The organism is Micromonospora sp. NPDC023814 (genome assembly GCF_040639595.1).
Classification (GTDB): Bacteria; Actinomycetota; Actinomycetes; order Mycobacteriales; family Micromonosporaceae; genus Micromonospora.
In genome coordinates, this window is record NZ_JBFAAF010000039.1 from 37,686 (window position 1) to 51,081 (window position 13,396).

At 74.8% G+C, this 13,396-nt stretch carries 11 protein-coding genes and 2 pseudogenes; 2 read left to right on the top strand and 11 right to left on the bottom strand.

Annotated elements, in window-relative coordinates; all coding sequences use genetic code 11:
- Positions 1-10: 10 nt before the first annotated feature.
- The 4 genes from AB0G14_RS21015 to AB0G14_RS21030 form a co-directional block, all read right to left on the bottom strand.
- Positions 11-889: an SRPBCC family protein gene (locus AB0G14_RS21015; protein WP_357699792.1), complete on the bottom strand. Its 879-nt coding sequence runs from the start codon at positions 887-889 to the stop codon at positions 11-13.
- Entirely contained in the window at positions 882-1,439 is a 558-nt protein-coding gene (locus tag AB0G14_RS21020; protein ID WP_357699794.1) for a helix-turn-helix domain-containing protein, read from the bottom strand. Before AB0G14_RS21020 ends, AB0G14_RS21015 begins: the two co-directional genes overlap by 8 nt.
- 88 nt (positions 1,440-1,527) lie before the next feature.
- Complete coding sequence (locus tag AB0G14_RS21025) at positions 1,528-2,871, bottom strand: class I SAM-dependent methyltransferase (RefSeq protein WP_357699796.1); 1,344 nt, start codon at positions 2,869-2,871, stop codon at positions 1,528-1,530.
- Positions 2,868-4,268: an FAD-binding oxidoreductase gene (locus tag AB0G14_RS21030; protein WP_357699798.1), complete on the bottom strand. Its 1,401-nt coding sequence runs from the start codon at positions 4,266-4,268 to the stop codon at positions 2,868-2,870. The genes AB0G14_RS21025 and AB0G14_RS21030 overlap by 4 nt, the downstream gene beginning before the upstream one ends.
- Positions 4,269-4,428: 160 nt before the next feature.
- Between AB0G14_RS21030 and AB0G14_RS21035 the strand changes: the two genes are divergently transcribed.
- Positions 4,429-4,713 (top strand): DUF427 domain-containing protein, encoded by a 285-nt coding sequence (locus AB0G14_RS21035; protein WP_357699800.1) that lies wholly within the window; start codon positions 4,429-4,431, stop codon positions 4,711-4,713.
- Between the two features lie 51 nt (positions 4,714-4,764).
- Here the strand turns inward: AB0G14_RS21035 and AB0G14_RS21040 are convergent.
- Positions 4,765-5,049: pseudogene (locus AB0G14_RS21040) on the bottom strand (MFS transporter); the annotation flags it as partial.
- On the opposite strand from AB0G14_RS21040, the pseudogene AB0G14_RS21045 reads away from it, so the two are divergent.
- Positions 5,046-5,732 (top strand): annotated as a pseudogene (locus tag AB0G14_RS21045) (helix-turn-helix domain-containing protein); the annotation flags it as partial. The pseudogenes AB0G14_RS21040 and AB0G14_RS21045 overlap by 4 nt on opposite strands.
- A 172-nt stretch (positions 5,733-5,904) precedes the next feature.
- On the opposite strand, the gene AB0G14_RS21050 reads toward AB0G14_RS21045, so the two are convergent.
- From AB0G14_RS21050 to AB0G14_RS21075, 6 genes are all read right to left on the bottom strand, one after another.
- A complete protein-coding gene (locus tag AB0G14_RS21050; protein WP_357699802.1) occupies positions 5,905-6,369 on the bottom strand; it encodes a hypothetical protein in 465 nt (154 codons plus the stop codon).
- 445 nt (positions 6,370-6,814) lie between these two features.
- Positions 6,815-8,770 (bottom strand): VWA domain-containing protein, encoded by a 1,956-nt coding sequence (locus tag AB0G14_RS21055; RefSeq protein ID WP_357699804.1) that lies wholly within the window; start codon positions 8,768-8,770, stop codon positions 6,815-6,817.
- A 2-nt stretch (positions 8,771-8,772) separates the two neighbouring features.
- Positions 8,773-10,230, bottom strand: coding sequence for a magnesium chelatase (locus tag AB0G14_RS21060; protein ID WP_357699806.1), 1,458 nt, complete (start codon positions 10,228-10,230; stop codon positions 8,773-8,775).
- Between the two features lie 63 nt (positions 10,231-10,293).
- Positions 10,294-11,361 carry a hypothetical protein gene (locus tag AB0G14_RS21065; RefSeq protein ID WP_357699808.1) on the bottom strand — a complete coding sequence of 356 codons (1,068 nt, stop codon included), beginning with the start codon at positions 11,359-11,361 and terminating at the stop codon, positions 10,294-10,296.
- A gap of 100 nt (positions 11,362-11,461) precedes the next feature.
- Positions 11,462-12,130 (bottom strand): response regulator transcription factor, encoded by a 669-nt coding sequence (locus AB0G14_RS21070; protein WP_357699810.1) that lies wholly within the window; start codon positions 12,128-12,130, stop codon positions 11,462-11,464.
- Entirely contained in the window at positions 12,127-13,371 is a 1,245-nt protein-coding gene (locus tag AB0G14_RS21075) for a histidine kinase (RefSeq protein ID WP_357699812.1), read from the bottom strand. Before AB0G14_RS21075 ends, AB0G14_RS21070 begins: the two co-directional genes overlap by 4 nt.
- Between the last annotated feature and the right edge of the window lie 25 nt (positions 13,372-13,396).

Below are 13,396 nucleotides of genomic sequence, written 5' to 3' on the forward strand. Positions count from 1 at the left end.
CTCCCCGAGGTCAGCTCGTCGCCTGAACGACCTCCGGCTCCAGGCCCGGCACCTCGGCCGGGAGCCAGATGGGCTGCCAGTCCTTCATCTCGTGGAAGCGGCGCAGCTCGAACAGCCCCGAGAGCGACCCGGCCCAGCCCGCGTACGGGGGGTTCTGCTCGTCGAAGCCGGACTGCACGAAGGTCAGCTTCGTCTTCCCCTGCGACTCGGCCAGCTCCCAGGTGCTGACGCCGATCGGGCCCCAGTCGACCGAGAGCTTCCGGCCGGGCTCCAGGTCGACGACCTTGGCGGCGTGACCGGATTCGAAGCCGCCCATCGCGTAGCGGCCGCCGACCCAGGGCTCGATGCCGATCGGGTAGCCGAACCAGGCGCTGGCCTGCTCGGAGTCGGTCAGCGACTCGAACACCTTGGCCGCCGGCGCGTCGATCAGCACCTCGCCGCGCAGCTCGGCGGAGGTGAAGTCGACCTTCGGCAGCAGCGGGTCGCCCTCCAGGTGGGCGGCCAGGTTGGCGAGCGACAGGCTCCAGAAGGTCTGCAGCACGCCGCGGATGCTGCTGCCGCTCATCGTCTCGGCGAAGTCGAAGTGGCTCTGGGTCAGCGTCAGGACCGTGCTGTCGGGCCCCTCGGCGCGCAGGGCGAACTCGGTGGTCGTCTCGACCCCGTCGAGCAGCCAGGCGAAGCGCAGCGTGTCGTCGTCGACGTGCAGCAACCGCTGGTGCGGCGCGTCGCCCTCGGGGGTGTGCCGGCCCCAGAACTCGTACCGGTGCGGCAGCTCGACCTCGACGTGCTCGGCGAGCCAGACGCGCAACTCGCCCGGGTCGGTCAGGGCGCGGCGGACGGTCGCGACCGGCGCGGCGAGGCGGACGGGCACCTTCATCGGTTCACTCACTGTCTTTCCCCTTCGGATAGCAGGCCACGGCGAGCTTGAAGGCGTCGCCCTCGGCGCCCCCGTAGCGCGTGAAAAGGTCCTGCAGAGTCGTCCGCAGGTCGTGCAGAAACTGCTGGCGTTGCTCCGCCGGCACCCGGATCTCGCCGGCCACCCCCACCGAGGGGAGTTCGGGGGCGGCGCGGTCCAGCCCGGCGATGTCGGCCTGGACCTCCTCCATCAGGTCCAGCAGGTAGCCGAGGCTCAGCTCGTCGCGGGCCCGGCGCAGGCCGATCCGGCCGACGAGCCGGGGCGACAGCCAGTAGGACCGGGCGGCGGCCTGGTAGATGCCCTCCGTGATGCCCCGGACCTTGCGCTCGCTGACCTGCTCAGCCAACCCGGCGGCGACGAGCTGCTTGACGTGGTAGTAGACGCGCTGCGGCGTCTGCTCCAGCCGGGCGGCGACCTCGGTGCAGGTGCGCGGCTCGGCCAGCTGCCGCAGCACCTCGACGCGCTGCGGCTTGAGCAGGGCCTCGGCCTGCTCAAGCTGTTCCAGGTACAGGACATCTCTCATGGCAAAAATCAGTTTGTACGTACAAAATTTGTTTGTCAATGGGTTCGACGAAAGCCGCGCCGGCCGGCCGGCGCGGCTTTCGTCCGGATCAGGGCAGCCAGTCGGGGCGCAGCGGAAAGCCGCTCGCCCCCTCCGGGCCGTTGCGGGTGGCCAGCACCTGGTGCAGTTGGATGCCGTTGCGCTCGAACGCCAGCCGGGAGCCGGCCATGTAGAGGCCCCACACCCGGGCCGTGCCCGGCCCCACCTCGGAGACGCAGAAGTCCCAGTGCTCCACGAGGTTGCGGCACCAGCCGGCCAGCGTCAGCGCGTAGTGCCGGCGCAGGTTCTCCTCGTGCTGCACCTCCAGCCCGACGTCGTGGATCTCGCTGAGCACCCGCCCCGGGCCGGCCAGCTCGCCGTCGGGGAAGACGTACCGGTCGATGAACGCGCCCGAGCGGTGCGGCGCGTGGTTGTCGGCCCGCGTGATGCAGTGGTTGAGCAGCCGCCCGTCCGGCCGCAGCCGGTCCCGCAGCGCGGCGAAGTAGGCCGGGTAGTTGCGCACCCCGATGTGCTCGGTCAGCCCGATCGAGGAGACCGCGTCGAAATGCTCGCGCGGCGCGTCCCGGTAGTCGAGGTGGCGCACCTCCGCCAGGCCGGTCAGCCCCTCCCGCTCGATCGCCGCCCGGGCCCACTCGGCCTGCGCCCGGGACAGGGTGACCCCGAGCGCCCTGACGCCGTACTCGCGGGCCGCGTGCCGGACCATGCCGCCCCACCCGCAGCCCACGTCGAGCAGGCGCATCCCGGCCTTGAGCGCGAGTTTCTGCGCCACCAGGTCGTACTTGGCCGCCTGGGCCTGCTCCAGCGTGTCGTCGGGCGAGCGGAAGACCGCGCAGGTGTACGTCATCGACGGGCCGAGCACCTTCTCGTAGAAGGCGTTCGAGACGTCGTAGTGGTGGGAGATCGCGGTGCTGTCCCTGATCCGGGAGTGCCGCAGCCCGTTCACCAGCCGCTTCCAGCGCGGCTGCGCCTCCTGCGGCGGGGGCGGCGGCGGCATCAGCCGCTCCCAGCCGAGCCCGCGCACCAGGGCCAGCGCCTCGGCCAGCGGGGGCGTACGCAGCCGCAACTCGTCCTTGAGCACCCGCAGCGCCTCGTACGGGTCGCCCGGGTGCACGCCCTGCAACGCCAGGTCGCCGCTGACGTACGCCCGGGCCATGCCCAGGTCGCCAGGGGCGGTGAGCAGGTAGGTCAGGCCCCGCTCGGAACGGATCGACAGGGTGATCCCGGCGTCGGCCGGGCCCACCGCGCTGCCGTCGTACCCGGTGACCCGCACCGGAAGGCCCCCGGTGGTCAACGCGCGGACGACGTCCGCCACGCGCGGACCCGGGCGCCGGCCCCCCGCCGGCGGGGAGGCGGGAGCGCTCGCCGCTCCCTGGTCTCGATCGGTCAGGCTCATTTTCGTGCTACCGCCTTCTCGTACAGTCCCGTGAGCCGGTGGTCCGGGTCGTAGCGGTCCTTCACCGCGCGCCACGCCGCGCCGCCGTAGAGCCGGTCGAAGGATTCCCGGTCGTAGTACGCGTCGGAGTAGAGCGACTTGTGCCCGCCCAGCTCCGACACCATTCGCTCGATCACCCGGTTGACGTCGCCGTCGGCGGCGCCGCCCTCGATCGGCACGCTCCCCCAGAAGCCGATGTTCACATAGTCCTGCCCCGGCCGGAGGGGATACAGCGGCCAGGCGCGGGCCGATTCCGGGCCGGCCGGCTCGCGCAGCCGCAGCGGACACAGCCAGACCGGGGTCATCCCCACGGCCCGGGCGAACCAGCGCAGGAACTCCGCCGTCCGGTCCAGCGGGATCTCCACGTCCTGCACCACCCGCTCGCGCGCCGGCTGGCCCCGCAGCCGGTCGATCCGGGCGGCCACGCCGTGCCGGTGCTCCAGCCGGACCAGCCGGTGGTAGACGTCGCTGCGCCGCCACCGCGCCGGCCAGATCCGCCGGACCACGGGGTGCTGCACGCCGAACGCCGCCGAGCACCAGAACCAGTCGGTGTCCCAGCGCCAGAGATAGTCGTACGTGGTCAGGGCGTCGCGGGTGCGTCGGCGCAGCGACCGGTAGTAGATGTCCTGACCCGTGTAGTCGCTGGCGTGCGGGGCGTCGTCGGTGAAGACGCCGAGCACCAGGTACGCCTCGCCGGGGCTGAACATCACCCCGTCCATCGCGTCCACGTCCTCGCCCGCCCAGGAGCGGGTCGCGGTGACCTCGGCGACCGCGTCGGTGAGGGCCTCCAGCCGGGTGAACCGGACGTTGCGCAGGGCCACGAAGCGGCGTACCGGCTGCAGCTCGATGCGTAGCCGGGTGGCGTAGCCGAGGCTGCCGAGCGAGTTGGGGAAGGCCGCGAAGAGGTCGGCGTGCTCGCCCTCGGGGCGGGCCGTGACGACGTCGCCGGCGCCGGTGAGCACGTCCAGCTCCACCACCGACTCGTGCGGCAGCCCGTTGCGGAACGAGGTCGACTCGATGCCGAGCCCGGTGACCGCCCCGCCGAGGGTGATGGTGCGCAACTGCGGCACCACCAGCGGCATCAGCCCGTGCGGCAGGGTCGCGTCGACCAGGTCCTCGTAGGTGCACATGCCCTGCACGTCGGCGGTGCGGGCCACCGGGTCCACATCGAGCACGTTGGTGAGCCCGCTGACGTCCAGCCCCGGCACGCGGGGGGCGGATCGGGGGCGGAACAGGTTGGAGGTGCGTTTGGCGAGCCGGACCGGTTCGCCCGCGGGCACCGCCGCGTACGACCGTCGCAGCTGGGCCACCGCGCCGTCGTGGTCGACCGAGTGATGATCCACACGCACCGCGCACATGAGATCACTGTACGCTCCCGCCGCTCTTCCCCGTGGGATGTCCACGGTGGCCGTTTCGCGCCGCGACCGCCCCGCCGTCGCCCCGTGGGGCGGTGGATCCGGCGGTTCCGAACCGACGACCACGTGGCCGCGCGGGTCCCGTCGGCATAGCGTGGGAGCCATGCCGAAAGCTGTGTGGAACGACGTGGTCGTGGCCGAGAGCGACGACACCGTGCTGGTGGAGGGGAACCACTACTTCCCGCGTACCGCCCTGCGTGACGACCTGATCCGGGAGTCCGACACGCACACCGTCTGCCCGTGGAAGGGCACCGCCTCCTACTACACGCTCGTCCACGACGGGCGGACCAGCCCCGACGCCGTCTGGTACTACCCCGACCCGAAGGCGGAGGCGGAGATGGTCCGCGACCGGGTCGCGTTCTGGAAGGACGTCCAGGTCGTCGACTGAGCCACCCGCCCGCACCGGCGGTCGGAGCAGCAGTGGACGGTCGGCCGACCGTCAGCCCCGGTAGCTCCATGCCCGCCGGCCCCCGGCAACGACCACCGGGGGCGGCGCGGGCGGCGCCTCGCGGCGGCGGCGCAGCAGCAGCGACAGCACGGCCGCGCCGATCGACAGCACCCCCGCCACGTACCAGGCCGGCGCGTAGTCGCCGAGCCGGTCCCGGACCAGCCCCGCCCCGGTGGCGGCGACTGCTGCGCCGACCTGGTGCGCGGCGAAGACCCAGCCGAAGACCACCGCGCCGGCCGCGCCGAAGTGCTCCCGGCACAGCGCCACCGTGGGCGGACGCGCTGCGCGGGGCGTACGCGCGGGGCGCCCGGATCATGTCCATCTGCACCGGGGCGTTCGTGCTGGCCGCGGCCGGACTACTCGACGACCGGCGGGCCACCACCCACTGGGCGTACGCCGACCGCTTCCGGTGGCTCCACCCGGCGGTGGACCTCGACCCGGACGTGCTCTTCATCGCCGACGACCGGGTGCTCACCTCGGCCGGGGTGGCCGCCGGGATCGACCTCTGCCTGCACGTCATCCGCACCGACCACGGCAGCGAGGTGGCCAACCGGGCGGCCCGGCGTTGCGTGGTCCCGCCGTGGCGCGACGGCGGCCAGGCCCAGTACATCGAGCGCCCCGTGCCGAAGACGGCGGACGCGGGCACGGCCGGGGCGCGGGAGTGGGCCCGCCATCGGCTGCACGAGCCGGTCAGCCTGCGCGACCTGGCCGGACAGGCCCGGATGAGTGTGCGGACCTTCACCCGGCGCTTCCGCTCGGAGACCGGGATGAGCCCGGCGCAGTGGCTGCTCCAGCAGCGCACCGACCACGCCCGGCTGCTGCTGGAGACGACCGACCTCACCGTCGACCAGGTCGCCCGCCGCTCCGGCTTCGGCACCGCCGCGGCGCTCCGGCAACAGTTGCACCAGCGCATCGGCGTGACCCCGTCGACCTACCGCCGCACCTTCCACCACCCCTGACCCCTCCCCTCCCCTCCCCTCCCCGCGCCCCGCGCCCCGCCCCGCCCCGCCCCCGCGCCCCGCCCGCCCGCCATCCCCCCGCGATCTTGCACTTTCGGCCCGGCATTCGCCCTTTTTCATCGCGGTTTGTCGGGGCGACAAGTGCAAGATCGCGGAGTGGGGACGGGTGGGGTCAGGAGGTGCGGAGCATGCGGAGTTGGGCCAGGTGTTTCGGGAGGTGGACGCGGGTGTGCAGGTCGAGGGTGCGGCCCCAGGGCAGGGTGTCGTCGACGACCAGGTCGAAGCCCTCACGCAGGTGCGTCTCGACCGGGGTCTCCGCCGCCGGGCCTAGCCGCTCGGTCAACACGCAGAGCTTCTGGCTGGTGGCCCGCAGCAGGGTGGCCAGCCCGTCCAGCCCGCCGCACTCGACGACCAGCGCGTCCACCTGCGGACGGTGAATGGTCTCCAGGTCGTAGTACGCGAACGGCGAACCGGCGATGACCGCCTCCGTCGCCTCGGTCATCAGCTCGTCGTTGGCGGCGAGGTGGGCGACGATCTGTTCGGCGCTGAGCTGCCCGGCCGGCGGTGGCCCGAACCCGCCCGCGTCGACCTCGGCGAGCACCTCCTCGTACGCCCCTCGCAACGCCCCGCTGTCCATGCCCTCAGTGAATCCCGCCCAGCGCCGTCCGCCCCAGCGTTCCCGCACGTGGTTCACCCGGACGGGGCCCACCGGGAACGCGGCCCGGACCTGAACCTGGAGCCGGCGGACGGCGAACGCGGCCAGCGGACGGCGAACGCGGCCGGGCGCTGAGTGAACGACCGCCAGCCACCCTCGCGGCCTGCCCGTGGTCGGCGCTGTCGAGCTGCCCCACGAATGAGACCAGGAGCCGGCATCCTGCCGAGCCGCCCCACGCACTGACGCCGCGCTCGGCTGGCGGCAGCAGCCGCCGGAACGATCCACGAAACGGCGAGATTGTCCGAACAGCCCCGCCGCCGGCACGGCCGGCCGTCCGAGCAACCAACCGTCACGGCAGCCCAGCCATCCAAAGCGCCCAGCCGTCCGAGTGGCCCAGCCATCGCGGCGGCCCAGCCGACCAGCGGGGTCAGCGGCGACGGGGCTGGCGGGCGCGGAGGTAGTCGGAGACGACGTACTCGCCGAGGTCTTCGAGGTCGGGGGTGAACATGCGGCCCTTCGAACGGCGGGCGACGGCGTCGACGAAGCGGCGCAGGCCGGGGTCGTCGCCGAGCATGAACAGGTTGAGCGTGGCGCCGTAGCGGGTCAGCCGGTCCACCTCGCGGACGGTCGCCCCGATCGTCTCCGGCAGCGGTGGCCAGTGGAACACCGCCTCCCCGCCGTCCGGGTCCAGGTGGGCGGTCGGCTCCCCGTCGGTGACCACCAGCACCACGGGCTCGGCGCCCGGGTGCCGGCGCAGGTGCCGGCCGGCCAGCCGCAGCGCGTGCTGGAGGTTCGTGCCCTGCTGCATGTCCGGCTCGACGGCGGCCAACTCCTGCTGGTTCAGTGGCAGCGCCTCCCGGCCGAACCCGACGATCTGCAGCGCGTCCTGCGGGAACCGGGTGGCCATCAGGTGCGCCAGCGCCAGCGCGGTCTGCTTCATCGGGCCCCACCGGCCCTGCGAGATCATCGAGTAGGAAAGGTCGACGCAGAGCGCCACCGCCGCCGACGCCCGCCGCTCGGTCTCCACCACCTCGAAGTCCTCGACGGCCAGCTGCACCGGCACGCCCGTCCCGGCGCGACGGACGGCCCGGGTCAGCGTCCGCACCACGTCCAGGGGCTGCTCGTCGCCGTACTCCCACGGGCGGGAGCCCCCGCTGACCTCGCCGGCGGCGCCCGCCGAGCGCAGGTCGTGCTGGCCGCGCGGCCCGGCCGTCAGGTCGGCGAAGACCCGCCGCAGCGCGGTGCCGCCGAGCCGGCGCAGCGCCTTCGGGCTCAGGGTCAGCCCGTCGGCGTCCCGGCTCACCCATCCCTGCCGGCGCAGTTCCCGCTCCAGCTCCCGCAGCCGGCGTACGTCGTCGGCGGCGTCGCGGCCCAGCGTCCGGGCCACCGCGTCGACGTCGACGTCGTCCAGGGTGGCGCCCGGGTGCTCCTGGTCGAGCTGGTCGAGCAGCTCGTCCAGTTCGGCGATCTCGCCGAGCGCGCCGGCGGCCTCGCCGTAGCCGAGCGGCCGGTCGCCGCGCACCCGCTCGCCACGGCCCCCGTGCAGGTCGGGCCGGAGCGCACGGAGGTTGGCGTCCAACGCGGCCAGTTCCCCGGCGAGCCGGTCGCCGAGCGACTGCCGCATCAGACCCGCCAGCTCCTCCCGCTGTCGGTCGGACAGCGAGCGCAGCAGCCGCTCCCCGGCGGCCGACCGGCGGGCCAGCACGTCGACCAGCTCGTCGACGTCGGCCGGCTGCTCCGGGAAGAACTCGCCGTGCCGGCGCATGAACTCGGCGAACGCGTCGGTGGTGTCCTCGGACCGGGCGTGCCGGGCCAGCAGGTCGTTCAGGTCGCGCATCATCTCGGCCAGCCGCCGCTGGGCGGCCGGGTCCGCCGAGGCCCGCACCGCGTCGCGCAGGCCGGCGAAGCGCTGGCCCAGCACGTCGTCGCGGAGCCCGTCCAGGATCCGCTGGTACGTCCGGCGCGCCTCGTCGCTGGCCCACCCGTAGCCCGCCAGCTCCGCCACCGCCCGGGCGGTCGAGCGGGGCAGGTTGTCCAGCACCGCCTCGGCGAACCGCGCGGCGTCGCCGTCGCGCCCGCGCAGCTCGTCCCGTTCGGCGGCGAGCGCCTGGTCGAGCAGGGCCCGGGCCCGGGTGACCGCCCCGTCCAGGTCGCCCCGACGCAGCGCCTCCCGGCGCAGCCGCCTCGCCCGGGCGGCCAGGTCGTCGAGGCCGCCGCGCCCGTGCGGGCCCCGGCGCAGCAGGTCGCGCAACGCCTCCCGGAGGCTGCCGCCGGCCAGCACCTCCGCGCCGACGGCGTCCACCGCGCCCCGCACGTCGTACGGGGGTGCGAGCGGGTCGGGACCGCCGCGCCACTGCCCGTACCGGAACCGGTTGCCGGCCATGCTCAGGCCCGACCGCCGTAGCGGGTTCGGCCGGAGTCCGTGACGTCCTTGCCGAGCCGGCGGGTCAGGTGCAGCCCCTCCAGGACGAACTCGACGCCGGCGGCGGCCTGCTCGGGGGTGGGCGCGTCGCCCAGGCCGAGCCGGTCCAGCGCCTTGGCCAGCCCGGGAACGGTGCCCACCTGGCGCAGCAGTTCCGCGGAGCTGACCAGCTCGCCCGTCTCGATCACCGCGTCCTCGTCGACCAGGGCGGTGAAACCGGACAGGTCCAGCCCCGCCAGCCGGGCCCGGAACGTCTCGGCGGTCGCGGTCCGCAGCAGGTGACCGAGGACCTCGACCTCCCGCCCCTCCTCGCCGCTCTCGAACTCCACCTTCCCGCGCAGTGTCGACGTCACCGACACCGCGTCGCCCACCCGGGCCACCGGCGCCTCGGGGCGCACCCCGTCGGCACCGGCGGCGAGGAGTCCGGCGCGGCGCAGCGCGGCGGCGGCGACCGTCTCGGCGGCGGCGATCGCGAACCGGGCGGAGACGCCGGAGCGCGGGTCCACCGACGGCGACTCGCGCACCGCCCGGGCGAACCGCGCGAGCACCTCCAGCACGTGCTCCGGCACCTCGGCGACCAGGTCGGCCTCCTGCCGGATCAGGGCCAGCTCCAGGTCGAGGTCGACCGGATAGTGGGTGCGGACCTCCGCGCCGAAGCGGTCCTTCAGCGGGGTGATGATCCGGCCCCGGTTGGTGTAGTCCTCCGGGTTGGCGCTGGCCACCAGGAACAGGTCCAGCGGCAGCCGCAGCTGGTAGCCGCGGACCTGGATGTCCCGCTCCTCCAGCACGTTGAGCAGCGCGACCTGGATCCGCTCGGCCAGGTCGGGCAGCTCGTTGACCGCGAAGATGCCCCGGTTGGTGCGCGGTACGAGACCGAAGTGGATGGTCTCCGGGTCGCCGAGGGTGCGCCCCTGGGCGATCCGGATCGGGTCGACGTCGCCGATCAGGTCGCCGACGCTGGTGTCCGGGGTGGCCAGCTTCTCGCCGTAGCGCATCGAGCGGTGCAGCCACGCGACCGGCAGGTCGTCGCCGGCCTCGGCGACCAGCGCCTGAGAGGCGGGGGTGAGCGGGTGCAGCGGGTGCTCGTTGAGCACCGAGCCGGCGATCACCGGGGTCCACTCGTCGAGCAGCCCGACCAGCGAGCGGATGAGCCGGGTCTTGCCCTGGCCCCGCTCGCCGAGCAGCACCATGTCGTGCCCGGCGAGCAGCGCCCGCTCGACCTCGGGCAGCACGGTGTCGTCGTAGCCGACGATGCCGGGGAAGCGGTCGGCGCCGGAGCGCATCCGGGCCAGGAGGTTCTCGCGGAGTTCCTGCTTGACCGTGCGGTACGCGTGGCCGGCCGCCCGCAGCGCGCCGAGCGTGCCGGGTAGGTCGGCCGGTGGGACCGGGGTAACCGGGGAAGGCGCAGTCACCCGACCCACGCTAGCTCACGGCGGCGGGGACGCCCGGTCCGTCGACCGGGCGCCCCCCGCCGTCGGTACGGCTCAGCCTCGGCCGCAGCCTCCGCAGGCGCCCCGGCGGCGCAGGTGGTACGCGTACGTGGCCGCGCCGAGCGCGACGCCCCAGAACGGCCACAGCAGCATCGGCGCGGTGGCCAGGCTGACCTCGCCGAAGGCCCAGAAGTCCGGGGTGGCGAGCAGGCCGAGGGTCGCCGCGGTGACCGCCACCGCGACCAGGGTGGCCGGGACCACGGCCAGCCTCACCGGCACCGGCCGCCCGGCCAGGCCGACCATCCAGCGCGGGAACCGCTCGCCCCAGCGCTGCACCAGCCCCAGCGTGAGGATCGCGCCCACCAGCGCGAACCCGCCCAGCCCGGCGCCCGCCCACACCAGCCCGGTCGCCCGCATCTCGTCGAGGAACGCCTGCTCGATGCCGAGCGGGATGCCGGCCGCCCAGGCGAGCCGGGTGACGGCGTACAGGGCCGGGATGGTGGCCGCGACCCAGGCCGCCCAGCGCCCCCAGCGGGTGGCCGAGGCGGGCGAGGTCCAGCCGTGGTCGGTGCCGTCGCGCCCGCACCCCGGGCAGGCGCCGGCGGTGCGCCGCTGCCAGCCCAGCACGGCCCCGGCGAGCAGCACCCCGCCGACGACGGCCGCGAACCGGGCGAACAGCGCCCAGGTGAAGACGTCGGCGTAGTCCACCGGCGGCCAGCCGAACGGCGCACCGATGATCAGGGTCGGGGCGTACCCGAGGATGGTCAGCACTCCCACGTCCGGCACGACGACGGCCAGCAGGAACGCGACCGCCCAGGCGTACGCCGACAGCAGCGCGCGCAGCGACCGGCCCGGACGCCGCTGGCCGGTCATGGCGAGCGCGGTGACGGCGGCGCCGAGCAGCAGCGCGGCGAACAGCGGTGGCCCGACGGCGGTCGGGACCAGCCGCAGCAGGTTCATGTCACCGCCGGGGTCGTTCGCGCCGAACGGGTAGCCGGCGCCGGTGACGGTGGAGACGAGGGCGAGCACGCCCCACAGGCCGAGCCACGCGGCGGCGAGCGGGGCGAGCCGGGCCGACCGGTGCACGGCCGGACGGCGGGTGGGCGGAAGGGTCGTCGTCATGCCTCCAGCCTCGGCCGGCAGGCCCCGCGTTCCCTCCCGTGCGGCGGTGAACCCACTCCCCCTCTGGAGGGAACCACCTGCTGAACCCGGAGGAGCCTCCTCAGCCCGACGGGGTGACGAACCCCGACTCGTACGCCGCGATCACCGCCTGGGTGCGGTCGCGCACGCCGAGCTTGGCCAGCACGTTGCCGACGTGGGTCTTCACCGTCTCCACGCCCACCACGAGGTGCGCGGCGATCTCGGGGTTGGACAGGCCGGTGGTCATCAGCCGCAGCACCTCGGCCTCCCGGTCGGTGAGCCGGGCGGCCTCCAGCCGGTCGGCGCCCCGCCCCCCGTACGCCCCGGCGAGGCGGCGGATGGCGGCGGGGAACAGCAGCGACTCGCCCCGCGCGACCACCCGGACCGCCTCCACCACCTCCGCCGGCCGGGCCCGCTTGAGCAGGAACCCACTGGCCCCGGCGCGGAGCGCGTCGTAGACGTACTCGTCGTTGGCGAACGTGGTCACCACCAGCACCCGGGGCGGGTCGGCCGAGGTGGCGAGCAGCCGCCGGGTGGCCTGGATGCCGTCGATGCCGGGCATCCGCACGTCCATCAGCACCACCTGGGGGCGCAGCCGGGCGACCAGCGGCGGCACCTCCGCGCCGTCGGTGGCCTCGCCGAGCACCCGCAGGTCGGGCTGGGCGTCGAGGATGGCCCGCAGCCCCACCCGGATCAGCTCGTCGTCGTCGACGATCAGCACGCCGGTGGCGGTCGTCGCGGTGTCGGTCATCGGGTCCCCTCGAACGGCAGCCGTACCTCGATCCGCCAGCGGTCGCCGTCGGGCCCGACGGTCAGCCGGCCGCCGAGCAGCAGCACCCGCTCCCGCATCCCGTCCAGGCCCCGGCCGCCCCGGCCCGGGTCGGCGCGGCGCCGGCGGCCCACCGCGTTGTCCAGCTCCAGCTCCAGCGCGTCGGCGTGGACGCCCAGGCGCAGCGTGACCGGCCCCCGACCGTACCGGGCGGCGTTGGTCAGCCCTTCCTGGACTATCCGGTAGCCCTCCCGGGAGACGGCCGCGGGCAGGTCGGCGAGGTCGCCGGCGCACCGCGCGTCGACGGGCAGGCCGGCCGCGCGGGTGTCGGCCACCAGCCGGTCCAGGTCGGCGAGCGTACGCTGCGGGGCGGGCGCGGCCCGCCCGCCCGCGGGCTCGCGCAGCAGCCCGAGCACGTGGTCCAGGTCGTCCATGGCGGTGCGCCCGGCCTCCTCGATCGCGGTCAGCGCGCGCCGGGCGAACTCCGGGTCCCGGTCGAGCAGCTCGCGGGCCGCCCCCGCCTGGAGAGTGGCGACGGTGAGCGCGTGCCCCACCGAGTCGTGCAGCTCCCGGGCCAGCCGGTTGCGTTCGGCGAGCCGGGCGGCGCGGGCCTCCAGGGCCGCGATCCGTTCCGCCTGGGCCGGGCCGAGCAGCACCGGGGCCATCGACACGGCCAGCGCGCCCAGCCCGGCGACGGTGTAGCCGAGCGCCACCAGCACCACGATGCCCGTGAGGGTCAGCCAGCCGGTGTCCCGCCCGTCGAACGGCCCGAACCGGTCTCCGCCGGTCATCCCGGTGTCGAGGCCGAACTGCTGGCCGATGAAGGCCAGCGCCATCGGCACCGCGCTGAACAGGGCGGCCACCACCAGCCCGCCGCTGACCAGGTGCAGCCCGATCCAGAGCGCCGAACGCAGCCGGGTCTCGCGGTCGGCGACGTGCCCGGGCGCCGGGTCGGGCAGGTCGACGCCGAGCAGGGCCCGCGCGGCCGCGATCTCCAGCGCCCGGGGGCCGTCGAGGAAGACCGGGACCGCCGCGATGGTCGCTGCGACGACGAGCAACCCCAGCACCAGCGGCCGGGGCACGTCCGACTGCGTGAGCATCTGCGCGAAGGCCACCGCCAGCAGCACGTACGGCAGCACGAGCACCCCGCCGAGCAGCAGGAACACTCCACGCCGCCAGGTGCTGCCGGCCACCAGCGGGGCGAGGACGGTGCGGGGCTTCACCCGCCCATTCTGTCCCGGGGCCGCC

What these genes read in the sequence shown, in the direction of transcription:
- AB0G14_RS21020 (WP_357699794.1), bottom strand. Translation starts at nt 1,439, where the DNA reads ATGAGAGATGTCCTGTACCTGGAACAGCTTGAGCAGGCCGAGGCCCTG.
- AB0G14_RS21025 (WP_357699796.1), bottom strand. Translation starts at nt 2,871, where the DNA reads ATGAGCCTGACCGATCGAGACCAGGGAGCGGCGAGCGCTCCCGCCTCC.
- AB0G14_RS21030 (WP_357699798.1), bottom strand. Translation starts at nt 4,268, where the DNA reads ATGTGCGCGGTGCGTGTGGATCATCACTCGGTCGACCACGACGGCGCG.
- AB0G14_RS21035 (WP_357699800.1), top strand. Translation starts at nt 4,429, where the DNA reads ATGCCGAAAGCTGTGTGGAACGACGTGGTCGTGGCCGAGAGCGACGAC.
- AB0G14_RS21050 (WP_357699802.1), bottom strand. Translation starts at nt 6,369, where the DNA reads ATGGACAGCGGGGCGTTGCGAGGGGCGTACGAGGAGGTGCTCGCCGAG.
- AB0G14_RS21055 (WP_357699804.1), bottom strand. Translation starts at nt 8,770, where the DNA reads ATGGCCGGCAACCGGTTCCGGTACGGGCAGTGGCGCGGCGGTCCCGAC.
- AB0G14_RS21065 (WP_357699808.1), bottom strand. Translation starts at nt 11,361, where the DNA reads ATGACGACGACCCTTCCGCCCACCCGCCGTCCGGCCGTGCACCGGTCG.
- AB0G14_RS21070 (WP_357699810.1), bottom strand. Translation starts at nt 12,130, where the DNA reads ATGACCGACACCGCGACGACCGCCACCGGCGTGCTGATCGTCGACGAC.